Origin of the sequence: Bradyrhizobium sp. USDA 241, from assembly GCF_049739505.1 — a bacterium.
GTDB lineage: Bacteria > Pseudomonadota > Alphaproteobacteria > Rhizobiales > Xanthobacteraceae > Bradyrhizobium > Bradyrhizobium liaoningense.
This window is the reverse complement of the sequence record NZ_JBMGPZ010000005.1, coordinates 3,814,919-3,833,037: the sequence shown is the minus strand read 5'-3', so window position 1 is coordinate 3,833,037 and position 18,119 is coordinate 3,814,919. Positions and strand designations below refer to the sequence as shown.

13 protein-coding genes and 1 pseudogene are annotated in these 18,119 nt (G+C 64.2%); 10 read left to right on the top strand and 4 right to left on the bottom strand.

The window, feature by feature from the left end; all coding sequences use genetic code 11:
• Positions 1-8: 8 nt before the first annotated feature.
• The 4 genes from ABIF91_RS40390 to ABIF91_RS40375 all read left to right on the top strand — a co-directional run bounded on the left by ABIF91_RS40390 (position 9) and on the right by ABIF91_RS40375 (position 4,144).
• Entirely contained in the window at positions 9-545 is a 537-nt protein-coding gene (locus tag ABIF91_RS40390) for a copper chaperone PCu(A)C (protein WP_028177668.1), read from the top strand.
• A gap of 213 nt (positions 546-758) precedes the next feature.
• Positions 759-2,078, top strand: coding sequence for a proline--tRNA ligase (gene proS / locus ABIF91_RS40385; protein WP_028177654.1), 1,320 nt, complete (start codon positions 759-761; stop codon positions 2,076-2,078).
• A 73-nt stretch (positions 2,079-2,151) separates the two neighbouring features.
• Positions 2,152-3,432, top strand: a complete 1,281-nt coding sequence (locus ABIF91_RS40380; protein ID WP_028177653.1) for a lipoprotein-releasing ABC transporter permease subunit — start codon at positions 2,152-2,154, stop codon at positions 3,430-3,432.
• A 7-nt stretch (positions 3,433-3,439) separates the two neighbouring features.
• Entirely contained in the window at positions 3,440-4,144 is a 705-nt protein-coding gene (locus ABIF91_RS40375; protein WP_028177652.1) for an ABC transporter ATP-binding protein, read from the top strand.
• Positions 4,145-4,237: 93 nt separating this feature from the next.
• Here the strand turns inward: ABIF91_RS40375 and ABIF91_RS40370 are convergent, their stop codons facing one another.
• Positions 4,238-5,317, bottom strand: coding sequence for a zinc-binding dehydrogenase (locus tag ABIF91_RS40370; RefSeq protein ID WP_424579748.1), 1,080 nt, complete (start codon positions 5,315-5,317; stop codon positions 4,238-4,240).
• A 108-nt stretch (positions 5,318-5,425) separates the two neighbouring features.
• Between ABIF91_RS40370 and ABIF91_RS40365 the strand changes: the two genes are divergently transcribed.
• Positions 5,426-6,211 (top strand): helix-turn-helix transcriptional regulator, encoded by a 786-nt coding sequence (locus ABIF91_RS40365; protein ID WP_028177650.1) that lies wholly within the window; start codon positions 5,426-5,428, stop codon positions 6,209-6,211.
• Positions 6,212-6,466: 255 nt separating this feature from the next.
• Positions 6,467-9,618 (top strand): annotated as a pseudogene (locus tag ABIF91_RS40360) (GAF domain-containing protein).
• Positions 9,619-9,766: 148 nt separating this feature from the next.
• Here ABIF91_RS40360 and ABIF91_RS40355 read toward each other — a convergent pair.
• On the bottom strand, positions 9,767-11,173 hold the full coding sequence (locus tag ABIF91_RS40355; protein WP_424579747.1) for a PLP-dependent aminotransferase family protein: 1,407 nt from the start codon (positions 11,171-11,173) through the stop codon (positions 9,767-9,769).
• A 115-nt stretch (positions 11,174-11,288) separates the two neighbouring features.
• On the opposite strand from ABIF91_RS40355, the gene ABIF91_RS40350 reads away from it, so the two are divergent.
• Together ABIF91_RS40350 and ABIF91_RS40345 are read left to right on the top strand one after the other, a co-directional pair.
• Complete coding sequence (locus tag ABIF91_RS40350; RefSeq protein ID WP_028177647.1) at positions 11,289-11,750, top strand: carboxymuconolactone decarboxylase family protein; 462 nt, start codon at positions 11,289-11,291, stop codon at positions 11,748-11,750.
• A gap of 42 nt (positions 11,751-11,792) precedes the next feature.
• On the top strand, positions 11,793-12,431 hold the full coding sequence (locus ABIF91_RS40345; protein ID WP_028177646.1) for an HD domain-containing protein: 639 nt from the start codon (positions 11,793-11,795) through the stop codon (positions 12,429-12,431).
• Between the two features lie 44 nt (positions 12,432-12,475).
• Here the strand turns inward: ABIF91_RS40345 and ABIF91_RS40340 are convergent, their stop codons facing one another.
• Positions 12,476-12,742: a DUF3551 domain-containing protein gene (locus ABIF91_RS40340; protein WP_028177645.1), complete on the bottom strand. Its 267-nt coding sequence runs from the start codon at positions 12,740-12,742 to the stop codon at positions 12,476-12,478.
• Position 12,743: 1 nt separating this feature from the next.
• The gene (locus tag ABIF91_RS40335) at positions 12,744-13,052 is read right to left on the bottom strand and encodes a DUF3551 domain-containing protein (protein ID WP_028177644.1); all 309 of its coding nucleotides are present in this window, start codon (positions 13,050-13,052) and stop codon (positions 12,744-12,746) included.
• A gap of 254 nt (positions 13,053-13,306) precedes the next feature.
• Between ABIF91_RS40335 and ABIF91_RS40330 the strand changes: the two genes are divergently transcribed.
• Together ABIF91_RS40330 and dnaE are read left to right on the top strand one after the other, a co-directional pair.
• Entirely contained in the window at positions 13,307-14,032 is a 726-nt protein-coding gene (locus ABIF91_RS40330; RefSeq protein WP_424579746.1) for an outer membrane protein, read from the top strand.
• A gap of 470 nt (positions 14,033-14,502) precedes the next feature.
• Positions 14,503-18,006, top strand: a complete 3,504-nt coding sequence (gene dnaE, locus ABIF91_RS40325; RefSeq protein ID WP_028177642.1) for a DNA polymerase III subunit alpha — start codon at positions 14,503-14,505, stop codon at positions 18,004-18,006.
• The last annotated feature ends 113 nt before the right edge of the window (positions 18,007-18,119 follow it).

The window sequence follows — 18,119 nt, the reverse complement described above, 5'->3', positions numbered from 1 at the left end:
ATACCGATATGAAGACAAGGCTGAAAGATGTGCTGCTCGCTGCGTTCGCTCTTGCACTCTGCGCAGCACCGGCGATCGCCGACGACGTCAAGGCCGGCGATCTCGTCATCTCGCAGGCGTGGAGCCGTGCGACGCCGGGCGGTGCGAAGGTCGCCGGCGGCTATCTGATCATCGAGAACAAGGGGACCGCGGCGGACAAGCTGGTCGGCGTGTCCGCCGATATCGCCGGCAAGGCCGAGATCCACGAGATGGCCATGGACAACGGCGTGATGAAGATGCGCCTGCTCGACAAGGGGCTCGCGATCGATCCCGGCAAGACGGTGAAGCTCGCGCCCGGCGGCTATCACCTGATGCTCCAGGAACTGAAGGGTCCGTTCAAGCAGGGCGACAAGGTGCCCGTGACGCTGCAATTCGAGAAGGCCGGCAAGGTCGCCGTCTCTCTCGACGTCCAGGGCGTCGGCGCGCAGGCGCCGGGCGATGCGGGGCACTCGGGTCACATGGACATGAAGAAAATGCCGGATCACTCGGGAATGAAGATGAAGTGAGACGGATCAAGGTTCTCGGGAGCCAAGGCGGCTTTCGTGACGGCCCTCCCTGGAACGCCGCCTTCGCAAGCAACTCTTCAAGCTGAACCTGAAGTCGACGGAAAAATGACAAGGAATTTCGCTGCGTTAGCGGCTTTTCCTCATTCCCGGCCTTGTGTTTTCGCTCTTAATCCGGTTTCACTGCGGACGATCACTGATTCCCAGAGTGCTAGCATGCGGTTGTCGCGGTTCTTTCTGCCCATCCTGAAGGAAAATCCGAAAGAGGCGGAGATCGTCTCGCATCGGCTGATGCTGCGCGCGGGCATGATCCGGCAGGAGGCCGCCGGCATCTATGCGTGGCTGCCGCTCGGCTTCCGCGTGCTGAAGAAGATCGAGCAGATCGTGCGTGAGGAGCAGGACCGGTCCGGCGCGATCGAGGTCTTGATGCCGACCTTGCAGCTCGCCGATCTCTGGCGCGAGAGCGGGCGCTACGACGCCTATGGCCCGGAGATGTTGCGCATTGCTGACCGCCACAAGCGCGAGCTCTTGTACGGGCCGACCAACGAGGAAATGATCACCGAGATCTTCCGCGCCTACGTCAAGTCCTACAAGAACCTGCCGCTCAATCTCTATCATATCCAATGGAAATTCCGCGACGAGCAGCGCCCGCGTTTCGGCGTGATGCGCGGCCGCGAGTTCCTGATGAAGGACGCCTATTCGTTCGACCTCAACGAGGCCGCCGCGCGCGTCGCCTACAACAAGATGTTCGTCGCCTATTTGCGCACCTTCGCGCGGATGGGGCTGAAGGCGATCCCGATGCGCGCCGAGACTGGGCCGATCGGCGGGGATCTCAGCCACGAATTCATCGTGCTCGCCGAGACCGGTGAATCCGGCGTGTTCATCAATCGCGACGTGCTGGACCTGCCGGTGCCGGACGAGAACGTCGACTACAACAGCGACCTGACGCCGATCATCAAGCAGTGGACCTCGGTCTATGCGGCGACGGAGGACGTTCACGACGCCGCGCGCTTCGAGCGGGAGGTGCCCGAGGACAAGCGGGTCAACACCCGCGGCATCGAGGTCGGGCAGATCTTCTACTTCGGCACTAAATATTCCGAGCCGATGAAGGCGCTGGTGGCGGGCCCCGACGGCGTTGACGTGCCGATCCACGGCGGTTCCTACGGCGTCGGCGTCTCGCGCCTGTTAGGTGCCATCATCGAGGCCTGCCATGACGATGCCGGGATCAAATGGCCGGAGGCCGTCGCGCCGTTCCGCGTGTCGATCCTGAACCTCAAGCAGGGCGACGCCGCGGTCGAGGCGGCCTGCGAGAAGCTCTATGCGGAGCTCACGGCCAAGGGCGTCGACGTGCTCTACGACGACACCGATCAGCGCGCCGGCGCCAAATTCGCCGCCGCCGACCTGATCGGCATTCCCTGGCAGATCATGATCGGGCCGAAGGGGCTCGCCGACGGCAAGGTCGAGATCAAACGACGCAGCGACGGCGCTCGCGAGACGATGTCGCCTGCCGACGCTGTCGCCCGGCTGGTCGGCTGAATATTGTTCATCGCCCGAGATCGCGGCCGCCAATCCGGCCACAATTGACCCCGAATCATGGGATTATCGAGCGATGGATGAGACCATGACCGAAACCGTGCAAACTGCGCCTTTTGCGCCATTCGAGTGGATGCTGTCGGCGCGCTATCTGCGGGCGCGGCGGAAGGAGGGATTCATCTCGGTCATCGCCGGGTTCTCCTTTCTCGGCATCATGCTGGGCGTCGCGACGCTGATCATCGTGATGGCCGTGATGAACGGCTTCCGCAAAGAGCTGCTCGACAAGATCCTGGGGCTCAACGGCCACATCCTGGTCCAGCCACTGGAATCGCCGCTGACCGACTGGAAGGACGTCGCCGAGCGCATCAGCCAGGTCGAGGGCATCCGCCTCGCGGCGCCCGTCGTGGATGGTCAGGCGCTGGCGTCGTCGCCATGGAACGCCTCGGGCGTCCTGGTGCGGGGCATCCGCTCCGACGATCTCAACAACCTCACCTCGATCGCCAAGAACATCAAGCAAGGCTCGCTCGAAGGCTTCGACGACGGGCAGGGCGTCGCGATCGGCCGCCGCCTCGCCGACCAGCTGTCGCTGCATGCCGGCGACAGCGTGACGCTGGTGGCGCCGAAGGGCGCGGTCACGCCGATGGGCACGACGCCGCGGATCAAGCCGTACAAGATCGTCGCCGTGTTCGAGATCGGCATGTCCGAATACGATCTCGGCTTCGTGTTCATGCCGCTGGCCGAGGCGCAGGCCTATTTCAACCGCAGCAACGACGTGACCTCGATCGAGGTGTTCACCACCAACCCCGACAGGATCGACGCCTTTCGCAAGGCGGTGACGGAGGCGGCGGGTCGGCCGGTGTTCCTGGTCGACTGGCGGCAACGCAACTCGACCTTCTTCAATGCGCTCCAGGTCGAGCGCAACGTCATGTTCCTGATCCTGACGATGATCGTGCTTGTCGCCGCGCTCAACATCGTCTCCGGCCTGATCATGCTGGTGAAGGACAAGGGCAGCGACATCGCGATCCTGCGCACGATGGGCGCCTCGCAGGGCTCGATCATGCGCATCTTCCTGATCACGGGCGCCTCGATCGGCGTGGTCGGCACGCTGGTCGGCTTCTGCGTTGGCCTCGTGATCTGCCTCAACATCGAATCGATCCGGCAATTCCTGTCCTGGCTCACCAGCACCGAATTGTTCTCGCCGGAACTCTACTTCCTGTCGAAGCTGCCCGCTGAAATCGACGTCGGCGAGACCACGGCGGTGGTCGTCATGGCGCTGACGCTGTCGTTCCTGGCGACGCTCTATCCGTCGTGGCGCGCCGCGCGGCTCGATCCCGTCGAAGCGCTGCGGTACGAGTGAGGGGCTGATGGAGCAGCAGCAGGGGGCGGAAGATGTACCGGTCATTTATCTCCACGAGATAAAGCGGCAGTACCTGCAGGGCGAGGTGCCGCTGACGATCCTCGACGGTGCCAATCTGGCGCTGTGGGCAGGCCAGTCCGTCGCGCTGGTGGCGCCGTCGGGCTCGGGCAAGTCGACGCTGCTGCATATCGCGGGGCTGCTCGAAGCGCCCGATTCCGGCGAGGTCTATGTCTCGGGCGCGCCGACTTCGCAGCTGCCCGACATCGAGCGTACGCAGCTTCGCCGCACCGACATCGGCTTCGTCTACCAGTCGCACCGGCTGCTGCCGGAGTTCTCGGCGCTCGAGAACGTCATGCTGCCGCAGATGATCCGCGGCCTGAAGAAGTCCGAGAGCGTCAAGCGCGCCAAGGAGATCCTGGGCTATCTCGGCCTCGGCGACCGCATCACCCACCGCCCGGCCGAGCTGTCTGGCGGCGAGCAGCAGCGTGTTGCGATCGCACGTGCGGTCGCCAACGCACCGCGCGTTCTGTTCGCGGACGAGCCGACCGGCAATCTCGACCCGCACACGGCGGATCACGTGTTTCAGGCGCTGATGCAGCTGGTCAAGGCGACGCGGGTGTCGATGCTGATCGCGACCCACAACATGGAGCTCGCCGGCCGCATGGACCGGCGGGTCTCGCTGTCGAACGGCCAGGTGGTCGAGCTCGAATAACAAAACTGCGAAAACAACCCCATGCACAGTAGCCAAGTGCTTGGCGGGACTTCCGAAAAAATCGGCGACGACGCTTGGCCGCCGCCCTGGGGCTCAAGGGCGGATCACGGTCATTTTGAACGGTCCGCCATTGGCGGCGGCGTGTTCCACCGCTTCATTCGCGTGGTCGAGGTCGAAGGCCGTGGTCTCGTACTCGTCGAGCCGCAGCAGCCCCGCGCGTACCAGCGCGATCAGGCGGCTCGCCGCATCCGGCGGATACATCCAGACGCCGTGGATGCTGATGCAGTTGCGCATGATCCAGGGGTAGGGCAGCTCGAGGCCCGCGCCGCCCGCCATGCCGACGCCGCCCATCAGCACGATGCGGCCGTAAGCGCGCACCGTCATGACCGCCGCGCGCACGACGGTCGGGCTCACCGAAGGCGGCATGATGTCGAACACGCAGTCGATCGGGCCCGGCGCGGCGCGCCTCATGCACTCGCGGTCGTCGTCCTCGTTACCGGTGAGCCTGACCGGCTTCACGCGGTCGCCGAAGCGACGGACGAGGTCGGCGAGGATCTCTTCGTTGCGGCCCGGCGCTACCACGCAGGCTGCGCCCATCGCCAGTGCAACGGATACCGCAGCGCTGCCGAAATTGCCGGTGGCGCCGCTCACCAGCACGGTCTCGTCAGGCCGAAGATCGGCGGCGAGGAAGCCGCCATAGGGCACCAGCAGCGTGCCCAGCGCGCACCAACGCGTCGCTTCCTCCGGTGTGATCGCGCCGAGGCGTTTGACGTTCTCGGTCGGCAGGCGCATCTGCTCGGCGAAGGAGCCATGGCGAAAGTGCTTTTGCAGAAGCATGCCGCCGGGCCCGGCGGCGGTGAGGCCTTGCAGCGCGATATCGGGAGCAACGGAGTCATCGCGCGAGCGCACTGTGGGGTCGCAGAACACCCAGTCGCCGATGGCAAGCCTGGTCGCGTCCGGACCGATCGCGCGGACCCGGCCGATGCCGCCGGGGCCCGGGACGATGGGCAGCTCGAGCGCATAATTGCGCGTCCCGTCGAGGACCTCGTTCATGTAGGACAGCACGCGCGTGGCGACGACGTCGATGATCACCTCGCCGGTGCCGATGGTTGGGTCCGGAACGTCCTCGATCACGAGTGGCGATCCAAAGGATTTGAGCACGGCAGCTTTCATGATGTTCACCTCAAGGTCGGGTGAAGCCCTATGCGCTGCCTTGGAGGTGACAGGAAGGCCTGGTATTATCCTAGTATTCTTTGGGCCCTCCATTGCAGGACACGCGTCATGGCCGATCCACGCCGGGTTGAATTCGGCGACTTCCTGAGGTCCCGCCGCGAAAAGCTGTCGCCGAAGACCGTCGGGCTTCCGATGGGCCGGCGCCGGCGCACCGCGGGGCTGCGCCGCGAGGAGGTCGCGCAACTCGCCGGCATCGGCGTCGACTGGTACATCCGCCTCGAGCAGGGCCGCACGGTCAGCCCGTCCGTCACCACGATCGACGCACTGGCCCGCGCGCTGCGCCTCAGCAAGACCGAGCACGCGCACCTGAGGGCGCTGGCGCGCGACGGCGACAAGCGCCCCTTCGCGCGCGAAATCGTGCCGCCGCCGATCCGGCGGATGATCGAGAGCCTGCACCAGCCGGCCTACATCACCGGGCGCCGCTGGGATGTGCTGGCCTGGAACGAGGCGGCCGAGGACGTCTTCGCCTTCGGGCGATTGCCGGAGCAGGATCGCAACACGCTGCTCCTCATGATGACCAACAAGCAGACGCGAAAATCCTATGGTGCCGGCTGGGCGGATGTCGCCAAGGCCATGGTCGCGATGTTTCGCGCGACCCACGACGTCTGGGCCGGCGATCCCGCCTTCACGGAGTTGCTCACGCGACTGCGCCAGGGCAGTCCGGAATTCGTCAAATGGTGGGAGGCACACGATATCCGCAGCACCATCTCGGGCCGCAAGACCATGAACCATCCGACCAAAGGTCTGCTGCACTTCGAGCACACCAGCTTCCAGGCCAACGACGATCCCGCGCTGAAGCTCGTGATCTATACGCCGGTGCAGGACGGACATTGATTCAATAGAGCGTCTGCCTTCGAAGCCATTCAGGCTTTCGAATACGACCGCTGCAGATCTCGTTCCGAGCGCAATGAAGCGGCTTCAGCCGGATCCCAAGGGCCCGCGGAACCCAAGTGTCACCCGGAGGTTAATTGGTCGGTCAGTCGACATCGACGTCAGGTCGGGCTGCCCCGATCGAATTGAACTGCGCAACGCGGAATACCGTTTCATCAGCCTATTGAGTGGAGGCAGGGAAGTGTCCGGGGAAGACCGATGACGACAGCGACCGGGCTGCTCTCGGCCGACCGCAATGCCGTCTTGGCCACCCTCGGCGACTACATTCGAGAAATCGGCAACCCCGACGATCTCGCCTATGCCGCGGCTGAGCTGCTCGGCCGCAGCCTCAATGTCAGCCGGGCAGGTTACGGCACCGTCGATACCTCGGCCGAAACCGTCACGATCGCTCGCGACTGGAACGCTCCCGGGATCTCGAGCCTGGCCGGCGTGCTGCGCTTTCGCGACTATGGCAGCTACATCGAAGACTTGAAGCGCGGCGAAACGGTCGTCTGCGCCGATGCCGAGAAAGACTCTCGCGTCGGCGACCGCGCCCGAGCTCTCGAGGCGATCTCTGCACGCGCGCTCGTCAACATGCCGATCTCCGAGCCCGACGGGGTCGTGGCGCTGTTGTACCTCAACAATGCCGCGCCGCGCGAATGGAGCCCTGAAGAGCTGGAGCTCATTCGCGACGTTGCCGAGCGCACGCGCACCGCGGTCGAACGCCGCCGTGCGGAAACCGCCGTGCGCGAGAACGAAGCCCGGCTGCTCTTCCTGGACGCCCTCAACAAGGAGACGGCCAAGACCCGCGATGCCGATGGCGTGATGGCGGTGACGACGAGGATGGTCGGTGAGCATCTCCGCGTCTCGAACTGCGCCTATGCCGACATGGATCCTGATCAGGACGGCTTCACCATACGCGGGGACTGGGCAGCCCCCGGTGCGGTGCACATCGTGGGGCACTATAGCCTTGCCGACTTCGGTGAGAAGGCGGTGCGAGAGCTGAGCGCCGGTAGGCCCCTTGTCATCAACGACAATCTGAAGGAGATCGCGCCGGAGGAAGCCGCCGCTTTCCAGCGCATCGGCATAGGTTCGACCATTTGCATGCCCTTGGTGAAGGAAGGGCGACTGACGGCCTTGATGGCGATACATCACCGGGGCCCGCATCTCTGGACGCCGCGAGAGCTTGCCTTGCTCACCGAGGTGACGGAGCGATCGTGGGCGCACATCGAGCGCGTCCGGTCGGAGCAGGCAGCCCGGGAATCTGCGGAACGGCTGGTCCTCGCGAACAAGGCGGCGGGCATCGGCACCTGGGACTACGATCTGCTCAACGACATTCTCCGATGGGACAGCCGCTGCAAGGAGGTGTTCGGTCTCCCACCGGACGCCGACGTCAGCTATGAAGGATCATTCCTGAGGGGCGCATTCATCCTGAGGACCGGCAGCGCGCCCATGAGGCCGTATCGGCAGCCCTGAAGCCCCATTCTCCGGCAAGCTACAACATCGAATACCGGACCGTCGGTATCGAGGATGGCGTCGAGCGCTGGATCGCCGCAACCGGTCGCGCAATTTTTTCCGACGGCCAGGCCACTCGATTTATTGGGACCGTGCTGGATATCTCCGCACAAAAGAAAACCGAACGTCATCTCAGGATCCTGAACGATACGGGGGCATCGGTTGCCCGCGAGCGCGATCTCGAGAAGATCGTTCAGATCGTGACCGATGCCGGCGTCGAGCTGACGGGCGCCCAATTCGGAGCCTTCTTCTACAACGTCCTGGCAGCGGACGGCGGCAGCTACATGCTGTACTCGCTGTCCGGCGTGCCTCGATCCGCTTTCGAAAACTTCCCAATGCCGCGCAACACTGCCGTGTTCGAGCCGACGTTCAGGGGGACGGGCGTGGTGAGGTCGGACGACATTCTGCAGGACCCGCGCTATGGCAAGAATGCGCCGCGGAAAGGCATGCCCGAGGGCCATCTTCCGGTCCGCTCCTACCTGGCAGTCCCCGTGATCTCGCGAAGCGGCGAAGTGCTCGGTGGGCTTTTCTTCGGTCACGCGGAAGTAGGTCAATTCTACGAAGAGCATGAGGCCGCATTGCTCGGCATTGCCGGTCATGCCGCGACGGCCATCGACAACGCTCGGCTCTTGACCAAGCTCGAGGCGCTCAATGCCGAGCTGGAGCAGCGTGTCGCCGACGAGATCGGCGAGCGCATGAAGGCCGAGGAGCAATTGCGGCAATCGCAGAAGATGGAAGCCGTCGGGCAATTGACAGGAGGCATCGCCCACGACTTCAACAATATGCTGGCCGTGATACTGGGCAGCCTGAATCTTGCAAAGCGGCGGCTCAGCAAGGGCGAGGTGAACGTTGACCGCTTCCTCGAGGGTGCCATCGACGGCGCAAACCGTGCGGCCACCTTGACGCAAAGGCTGCTCGCGTTCTCGCGTCAGCAGCCTCTTGCGCCGGAGGTCCTGGACATCAACAGGATGGTCGGCGAGATGAGCGAGTTGCTCGAGCGATCGCTTGGCGAGCTGGTCCACCTCGAAACGGTCCTCGCTGCTGGTCTCTGGCGCGTCAAAGCCGACCCCGCCCAGCTGGAAAGCGCGGTCATCAATCTCGCGGTGAATGCGCGCGACGCGATGCCGAAGGGCGGCAGGCTGACGATCGAAACCAGCAACGCGTCGATAGATCGAAAATATGCCCGCGAATATGCACTGGCACCCGGGCAGTATGTTCTCATTGCCGTGACGGACAACGGCATGGGAATTCCGGCGGAGATGCTGGGAAAGGTCTTCGATCCGTTTTTCACGACCAAGGTCGTGGGCAAGGGCACCGGCCTTGGACTTAGTCAGGTCTACGGCTTCGTGCGGCAATCGGGCGGCCATGTCAAAATCTACTCGGAAGTCGAGGTCGGCACGACCGTGAAGATCTACCTTCCACGCTTCATCGGCGAGGAGACAACCTCGGACTCCTCGCGCGGGATCATCCATCCCGGCGCAAGCCATCAGAACGAGACGATTCTCGTCGTGGAAGACGACGAGCGTGTCCGCAGCATCTCATCTGAAAGCCTGCGCGAGCTCGGCTATACCGTCATCGAAGCTGCGAGCGCCATGGAGGCGATCAGGACGATCGAAAACGGCACCGTTCCGGATCTGCTGTTTACGGATGTCGTCATGCCCGAGATGACCGGCGCTGAACTCGCGGCACAGTTGTCGAAACGACATCCCGGCCTGAAGGTGTTGTTTACCACCGGCTACACGCGCAATGCGATCGTTCACAACGGCATGCTCGACGCCGGCAAGCATCTGTTGTCGAAGCCCTTTGCGATCGAAGACCTGGCCGCCAAAATTCGCAGTCTGCTCGACGAGTGTTGAGCACGTCGTGTCAGGCGCCGTTCGATTCGAGCACGCCGGGCGATGAAGCTCGTCCCAGACGATTTTCGGATAGATCTCTCCCGTTGCATGAGGGCGTTGTCCAGGCTTTCGCAAGTAGACCTTTGAGGGACACGCCGACGCGCATTGATCACGTCAGTCGATCGATGATCTGAAGGAGCCGATCGCAGGACGCCTCGATCTTCTTAGGAGGAGACATTGCGACGCCGAGCAACAGTCCTGGGCGTGCTGAGCCCTTCGACGCAGACCAGAGCGATAGCGGCGTAGGCGCGAGGCCAAGCGGTGCCGCTTCCTTGGCGATGGCCAGATCGGATGCTCCCTCCGGCAAGCGCAGGACCGCCGCCAATCCGGCAATCGCAACGTTGGCAGTGCGCGGGCGCAGGTATTTCAGCAATGCATCGGCTTGCGCTGCGTAGACCCGTTTCGTGCGCCGAAGATGCCGCAGATAGTGGCCGTCGCTGATGAAATCGGCCAGCGCGAGCTGCACCGCAGGTCCAGGCGCAGGTGCGAGGCACGCCGCAACTTCGGCAAATCGCGCCGCCAGAGCGGCGGGTGCAACCACAAAGCCCAGTCGCAGCGCAGGGGTCACGGTCTTGCTGAAAGAGCCGATGTAGATGACGCGGCCGGCGCGGTCGAGCGAGGCGAGCGCCGGCGTCGCCCGGCCCTTGAGCTGAAGTTCGCTCAGATAGTCATCCTCGATCACCCACGCCTTGCTTCGCGTGGCCCAGTCGAGCAGGCGTGAGCGTCTTGCCAGCGACAATGTCGCTCCGAGCGGCGCCTGCTGCCCTGGCGTCACGACCACCAGTGCCGCATCAGGAGCATGCTTCAGGCCGAAATCGACATCGATGCCGTCGGCGTCAACGGGGATCGGCACGATCGATGTTCGCGCGAGCTTGAGGCCGTGCCGGGTGAAGGGAAAGCCCGGATCCTCCATCCAGGCCTTCTTCTGCTCGAGGCCGAGGACGCGGAGCGTCAGGCCAAGGCCGCCGCTGAAACCGCCGGTGATGATGATCTGGGAGGGCGCGCATTCGATCCCGCGCGCCAGCGCAAGGTAGGCCGCGATCTCGCGCCGCAACGCCGGCTCACCGCGCGGATCAGGATAGATCGCCGGTGCGCTCATCTCGATGCGGACCGCCTGCGCGCGCATCCGCGCCAGTAACGTCGCAGGAAGGGTCTCCTGCGCAGGCACGCCCATCTGGAAGATCGCCGGCCCGGCCGTAAGCTCCTGGTACATCTCCATGAACGAGCCTGGGGCCGGGGCCTTGTCCCGCCGCACCGGAAAGCGTGGCCGGTCCGCGACATGTGTTCCAGTCGCGCGGCTTGCGACGATCAGTTGGGCGGATGAGAGCTTTTCGTATGCGACCCGCACGGTGCCGCGCGCGACGCCGAGCTGGGCGGCCAGATCCTGCCAGGAGGGCAGGCGGGCGCCCGGGGCGAGCACGCCGCTCTCGATGGCGGCTCTGATTCCCCTGTGGATCTGCTCGGCCAACGGCGTCTTCGCAGATCGATCCAGCTCCAGGCGCAGCGGCTTGGTCATGCCTGAGTGGTACACGATTTTTGCGCGTTCTTGGTACTGTTTCGTGGACCAGAACAGGGACACCTAAGGGGGTAACGGGGAATGTTCATCCCTCCGATCATCAAGGAGCAAGCAGATGAGTGAACGTCTCGACTACAACCACGTTGCACCGGCAGGCGCGAAGGCGCTGGGCGGCGTCTACGGCTACGTCATGCAGAGCGGGCTTCCCGCGACGCTGGTCACCCTGGTCTATCTCCGCGTGTCGCAGATCAACAACTGCGCCTATTGCCTCGACATGCATATGCGCGACCTGCTCAAGGGCGGCGCGAAGATCGAAAAGCTGGCGCTGGTCCAGGCGTGGGCGGAGGCCGGCAATCTCTTCGACGAGCGCGAGCGCGCCGCCCTTGCATGGGCCGAGACGGTCACCCGCGTCGCCGAGACCAACGTTCCGGATGATGCCTATCGAGCCGCCCGCAAGGTCTTCAATGAGCGCGAGCTCGTCGATCTCACGATCGCGATCAGCCTGATGAATGCGTACAATCGCATGTCGATCAGCTTCCGGAAAACGCCGCAGGCCGTGCTCGAGAGTGCCGCCTGACGGCGAATGGCATCAGCCGAAACAGAAAGCAGGAGCCTGAAAATGACGAGCGTGATCTCCGGCGTCAAAATTCCCGACAGTCAATTGGCGCGCGAGGCAGCCGAGCTGGTGCGCAGCTACGAAGGCGAGATGTTGTTCAACCATTCGGTTCGCGTCTACGTGTTCGGCGCGATCAAGGGGCTGCGTCAGAAGCTGAAGTTCGATCCCGAACTGCTGTATGTCGCAGCGCTGTTTCACGACCTCGGTCTCGTCGATCACTACCACACCGACACCAAGCGGTTTGAGGTCGACGGCGCCGACGCCGCGCGCGACTTTCTGCGGGCGCGCGGCATTGCCGAGCCGCAAGCCGACCTGGTGTGGGAAGCAATCGCGCTACACACCACCCCCGGCATTCCGCAATATATGAGACCGGAGATCGCGCTCACCAACGCAGGCGTCCTGGTCGACGTCGTGGGCATTGGATATGACGAGTACACGCCGGAGCAGCGCGACCAGGTGATCTCCGCGTTCCCGCGCGGCGACTTCAAGAACGAGTTCCTGAAGGTGCAGACCTGCTCCGCGCTGAAGAAGCCGCAGACGACGTTCGGGACGGTCAACTTCGATTACATCGAAGATCACGATCCGGGCTTCCGCAAGCCGAACGCGTGCACGCGCATCCGCAACACGCCCTGGCAGAGCTGAGGGGAGGCTGCCGCTCCGTCACGGCATCAGCGGAACGGTTTTGATCATCCGGCGCGAACGGCGGGGCGTCTCGGGCGGTGAGGGGACGCCGGTTTGCTCGACGGAAAATACGGATTTACCACGCAACTCGCGGAGCGCCCGACGGCGAGATAGCGGCACTGCGCAAGCGATGCGTAGCTGCAGTCGAAATAGCCGACGGGACCGTAGATCTGCATGCAGATCGGATAGCTCGGATCGTAGGTCTGTGCATGCGCAAGTCCGCCGGCCGAGAGCTGGGCGATCGCGATGAGCGCGAGGTGGGCGCGGCGCATCTCAGCGCGGCAGGAAGTAGCCCGGCGTCTGTGCGCGCGGACGATTTTGATACGCGTATGGATCGTCGCTCTGTCCGACGAAATACGGATTGGCGATGCAGGTCAGCGCACGACCGGATGCGCTCTCCTGACACTGCGCGTAGGTGTCGAACCTGCAATTGCTCAGTCCCGGCCATTCATCGCCGGTGAGGCAGAATGGATGATTTTTGCCGAATGCGTGCGCCGGTGTGCTTGCACCTGATGCGAATGCAAATGTGACGAATGCGAGCGAAAATGTGGCGACAATAGGCAAGGGAACTCGACCGCGCATTTCGATTCTCCAATCACGCGAATGTGCGCGCGATGTCGTTACGCGCACATGCAGTTTATGTCCTCTAGTCGACATTGGAACTCGTGAAAACACTTGTTTCATAGGGTTTCCGCATACCTGCTGATAAACATTCGTTAACGAGCGAGGTCCTTTCGACCAAACTGTTGCGTCGCGGTTACAGCAATTCCGTCGTCCACTGCTAAGACATTGCGCACGGCCCGGGGGCCTACTGAAGAAACTGGAACGGGAATCAAATGAAGAAGAGTTTGTTGCTTGCCGCTGTCAGCCTTGTCGCGCTCAGCGCGGCTGCACCGGCGATGGCTGCTGACCTCGCGGCGCGGCCCTACACCAAAGCTCCGCCGGCGGCGATCGCTGCCGTTTACGACTGGAGCGGCTTCTACATCGGCGTCAACGGCGGTGGCGGTTCGGCGGATACGTCGTGGGATCTCGTCAACTTCGGTCCTGAAGGTTCGCACAACTCGACCGGCGGGACGGTCGGTGGCCAGATCGGCTATCGCTGGCAGACTGGCCAGTTCGTTTTCGGTGTGGAAGGCCAGGGCAACTGGGCCGACTTCTCGGGCGACAACATCAGCCTGATCCCCCCCGGCAATCGTAACCGGACCAAGATGGACGCATTTGGGCTCATCACCGGTCAGGTTGGCTATGCCTGGAACAACGTCCTGCTCTACGTGAAGGGTGGTGCGGCTGTTGTCAGCAACAAGTACGACGTCTACAGCGTTGCCACGGGTGCAAACCTCGACAACGCGGACGAGACCCGCTGGGGCGGCACGGTTGGCGCAGGCCTGGAGTTCGGTTTCGCTCCGAACTGGACAGTCGGCGTCGAGTACAACCACATCTTCCTCGGCGACCAGAATGTCACCTTCGCCAGTGGTGCAGTCGACCGCATCAAGCAGGACGTCGACATGGGCCTCGTCCGCCTGAACTACAAGTTCGGCGGCCCGCTGCTGGCTCGCTACTAAGACAGCTCGCTCAACGCGAGCGGCTGACGAAAGCCCCGGCTTCGGCCGGGGCTTTTTTATTGTTTGCATTCAGCGAGTTAACCATCCCGTTTCGCGCGGTCTCGGATCGCTTGACTCCCCTGAACAAAATGAGAACAATGTTCTTCATACGTTCCAACAAGGGAGCAGGCCATGTTCAGGGTTTTCGTGGAAGAAGCCGCCGCACTGGCGTCCATCACGCTGTTCGTCGGGATGATAGCGATCTGGGCGCAGGTGATTCCGCAGCTCTAGGTCGGTGAGCGTCCCGCTGCCGCTTGGGGAAAAGCGGGACGACTTGGCCGATCCGCCGCTCCGGCGTGGACTCTGGAGCAGTGACGCCTCACCATTGTGAGGCGAGTCGGCCGGGGGGTGCAGGATCCTCTTTGATCTGCCTGACATCTTCTGGCGCTGGCGACCGCTCCATTTCATCTGCAAGAGGCCGACACGCGACCATGCCGAGCGCCGGATTCGTTCACCTTCACGTTCACTCGGCCTATTCGCTGCTCAAGGGCTCGATCAAGATCGCCAAGCTCGCCGAGCTTGCGAAGAAAGACCACCAGCCCGCGCTGGCGCTGACCGACACCGACAATCTGTTCGGTGCGCTGGAGTTCTCCGACAAGATGGCGAGTTCCGGCATCCAGCCGATCGTCGGCTGCGAGCTGGCCATCGATTTCGGCGACCAGGATCCGAATGCGCGGAACGCGATGGGGCCGTCGCGGGTGGTGCTGCTGGGAGCGCAGGAGCGCGGCTATCGCAGCCTGATGCGGCTCAACTCGCGCGCGTTCCTGGAATCGCCGGACAGCCATGCTCCGTTCATCAAGTTCGATTGGCTCGAGGGTGAGACCGAAGGCCTGATCGCGCTGACGGGCGGACCGGACGGGCCGATCTCGCTGGCGCTCGCCGGCGGTCATGCCGAGCTCGCCGCGCAGCGCTGCGAGCGACTGGCCGGCCTGTTCGGCGACCGCCTCTACGTCGAATTGCAGCGCCACAATACCGAGAAGGAGCGGCGCGTCGAAAGCGGCTTGATCGACATCGCCTACGCCAAGGGACTGCCGCTGGTTGCGACCAACGAGCCGTATTTCGCCGCGACCGACGATTACGAGGCGCATGACGCGCTCCTCTGCATCGCGGGCGGGCGGCTGATCGCCGAGACCGAGCGCGAGCAGCTCACGCCGGATCATCGCTTCAAGACGCGCGCCGAGATGGCGGTGCTGTTCGCCGACATCCCGGAGGCGCTGGCCTCGACGGTGGAGATCGCCGAGCGCTGCTCGTTCCGGCCGATGACGCGCAAGCCGATACTGCCGTTCTTCACCGTCGGCGCCGCGTCGAGCTCGGATGCGGCTGCGGTGGAGGCCGCCGAATTGAAGCGCCAGGCGGAGGAGGGGCTCGCCAACCGCCTGCGCGTGCACGGCCTGTCGCAGGGCACGACGGAAGAGACCTACGCCAAGCGGCTCGCCTTCGAGCTCGACGTCATCACCCGCATGAAATATGCCGGCTACTTCCTGATCGTGTCCGACTTCATCAAATGGGCGAAGAGCCAAGGGATTCCGGTCGGGCCGGGGCGCGGTTCCGGCGCCGGCTCGCTGGTCGCCTGGGCGCTGACCATCACCGATCTCGATCCGATCAAGTTCGGCCTGCTGTTCGAGCGCTTCCTCAATCCCGAACGCGTCTCGATGCCGGACTTCGACATCGACTTCTGCCAGGACCGTCGCGGCGAGGTGATCAGTTACGTGCAGCAGCGCTACGGCCGCGACCAGGTCGCGCAGATCATCACCTTCGGTACGCTGCAGGCGCGCGGCGTGCTGCGCGACGTCGGGCGCGTCCTGCAGATGCCCTATGGCCAGGTCGACAAGCTCACGAAACTGGTGCCGCAGAATCCTGCTGCACCGGTGACGCTGGCCGCCGCGATCGAGAGCGAGCCGAAGCTCCAGGCGTTTCGCGACGAAGACCCGGTGGTGGCGCGCGCCTTCGACATCGCGCAGCGCCTCGAAGGCCTGACGCGCCACGCCTCGACCCATGCGGCCGGCATCGTGATCGGCGATCGCCCGTTGAGCGAGCTCGTGCCGCTCTACCGCGATCCCAAATCCGACATGCCGGTGACCCAGTTCAACATGAAATGGGTCGAGCCCGCGGGGCTCGTGAAGTTCGACTTCCTCGGCCTCAAAACGCTCACGGTCCTCGACGTCGCGGTGAAGCTGCTCAAGCCGCGCGGCATCGATGTCGATCTCGCCACGCTGCCGATCGACGATGCCGAGAGCTACCAGATGCTGGCCCGGGGCGACGTGGTCGGCGTGTTCCAGGTTGAAAGCCAGGGCATGCGGCGGGCGCTGATCGACATGCGCCCGGACCGATTCGAGGACATCATCGCGCTGGTCGCGCTCTATCGACCGGGGCCGATGGCGAACATCCCGACCTACTGCGCGCGCAAGCACGGCGACGAGGAGCCGGAATATCTGCATCCCGTGCTGGAGCCGATCCTCAAGGAGACGTTCGGCGTCATCATCTACCAGGAACAGGTGATGCAGATCGCGCAGGTGATGTCCGGCTATTCGCTCGGCGACGCCGACCTCCTGCGCCGCGCCATGGGCAAGAAGATCCGCGCCGAGATGGACAAGCAGCGCGACATCTTCGTCGCGGGCGCGGTGAAGAACGGCGTGCCGAAGGGGCAGGCCGAGACCATCTTCGAGCTCCTGGCGAAGTTTGCCGACTACGGCTTCAACAAGAGCCACGCGGCGGCTTACGCGCTGGTGTCCTACCACACCGCCTACATGAAGGCGCATTATCCGGTGGAGTTCATCGCCGCGTCGATGACGCTCGATCTCAACAACACCGACAAGCTTTCCGAATTCCGCTCCGAAGCGCAGCGTCTCGGCATCAAGGTCGAGCCGCCCAACATCAACCGGTCGGGCGCGACCTTCGAGGTCGGCGAGAAGACGATCTACTACGCGCTCGCAGCGCTCAAGGGCGTCGGCATCCAGGCGATCGAGCAGATCATCGCGGAGCGGACCAGAGGCGGCCTGTTCACCTCGCTCGCCGATTTCGCTGCCCGGGTCTCGCCGCGCGCGATCAACAAGCGCATCATCGAAAGTCTCGCCGCCGCCGGCGCCTTCGATATGCTGGAGCCGAACCGGGCGCGCGTCTTCGCCGGTGCCGACTCGATCCTCGCCGCCTGCCAGCGCGCGCACGAGGCCGCGACCATCGGCCAGAACGACATGTTCGGCAGCTCGGCCGACGCCCCGACCATCATGCTGCCGCAGGTCGAGCCGTGGCTGCCGGCCGAGCGGCTGCGCCGCGAATACGACGCGATCGGCTTCTTCCTGTCGGGACATCCGCTCGACGACTACGCGACCGTGCTGAAGCGGCTGCGGGTGCAGAGCTGGGCCGAGTTCTCGCGCGCGGTGAAGACCGGCGCCACCGCCGGCAAGGTCGCCGCGACCGTGGTCTCGCGCATGGAGCGGCGCACCAAGACCGGCAACAAGATGGGCATCATGGGGCTGTCGGATCCCACGGGCCATTTCGAGGCGGTGCTGTTCTCCGAGGGCCTTGCGCAATATCGCGACGTGCTGGAGCCGGGCGCGGCCGTGCTGCTGCAGTTAGGGGCCGAGCTCCAGGGCGAGGACGTCCGTGCCCGCGTGCTGCATGCCGAGCCGCTCGATGACGCCGCGGCCAAGACGCAGAAGGGCCTGCGTATCTTCCTGCGCGACACCAAGCCGCTGGACTCGATCGCCAAGCGCCTCGCCGGACCCGACATGGCGGCCTCGAACGGCGGCGCGCCGAAAGTCGGGAGTCCCGCGCTTGCGCCGCGCTCCAACGGTGACGGCGAGGTCTCGCTGGTGCTGATGCTCGACCTCGAGACCGAGGTCGAGATGAAGCTGCCCGGCCGTTTCAAGGTCTCGCCGCAGATCGCCGGCGCGATCAAGGCGGTCGCGGGCGTGGTGGACGTGCAGCAGCTCTGAGGTCGCCGGCACCGCCGCAAACCAAAGCTTAACTATTTGGCTCGCGTGTGGTTTCGAAGTCGCTCGAGCGCAGCTATCAGTTGTCGACTCGACGATCTCGTTTGACGAGAAAC

Coding starts and splice junctions, on each gene's coding strand:
- ABIF91_RS40340 (WP_028177645.1), bottom strand. CDS start 12,742: ATGCGCCGCGCCCACCTCGCGCTCATCGCGATCGCCCAGCTCTCGGCC.
- proS (WP_028177654.1), top strand. CDS start 759: ATGCGGTTGTCGCGGTTCTTTCTGCCCATCCTGAAGGAAAATCCGAAA.
- ABIF91_RS40330 (WP_424579746.1), top strand. CDS start 13,307: ATGAAGAAGAGTTTGTTGCTTGCCGCTGTCAGCCTTGTCGCGCTCAGC.
- ABIF91_RS40350 (WP_028177647.1), top strand. CDS start 11,289: ATGAGTGAACGTCTCGACTACAACCACGTTGCACCGGCAGGCGCGAAG.
- ABIF91_RS40345 (WP_028177646.1), top strand. CDS start 11,793: ATGACGAGCGTGATCTCCGGCGTCAAAATTCCCGACAGTCAATTGGCG.
- ABIF91_RS40365 (WP_028177650.1), top strand. CDS start 5,426: ATGGCCGATCCACGCCGGGTTGAATTCGGCGACTTCCTGAGGTCCCGC.
- ABIF91_RS40355 (WP_424579747.1), bottom strand. CDS start 11,173: ATGACCAAGCCGCTGCGCCTGGAGCTGGATCGATCTGCGAAGACGCCG.
- ABIF91_RS40370 (WP_424579748.1), bottom strand. CDS start 5,317: ATGAAAGCTGCCGTGCTCAAATCCTTTGGATCGCCACTCGTGATCGAG.
- dnaE (WP_028177642.1), top strand. CDS start 14,503: ATGCCGAGCGCCGGATTCGTTCACCTTCACGTTCACTCGGCCTATTCG.
- ABIF91_RS40375 (WP_028177652.1), top strand. CDS start 3,440: ATGGAGCAGCAGCAGGGGGCGGAAGATGTACCGGTCATTTATCTCCAC.
- ABIF91_RS40380 (WP_028177653.1), top strand. CDS start 2,152: ATGGATGAGACCATGACCGAAACCGTGCAAACTGCGCCTTTTGCGCCA.
- ABIF91_RS40390 (WP_028177668.1), top strand. CDS start 9: ATGAAGACAAGGCTGAAAGATGTGCTGCTCGCTGCGTTCGCTCTTGCA.
- ABIF91_RS40335 (WP_028177644.1), bottom strand. CDS start 13,052: ATGCGCGGTCGAGTTCCCTTGCCTATTGTCGCCACATTTTCGCTCGCA.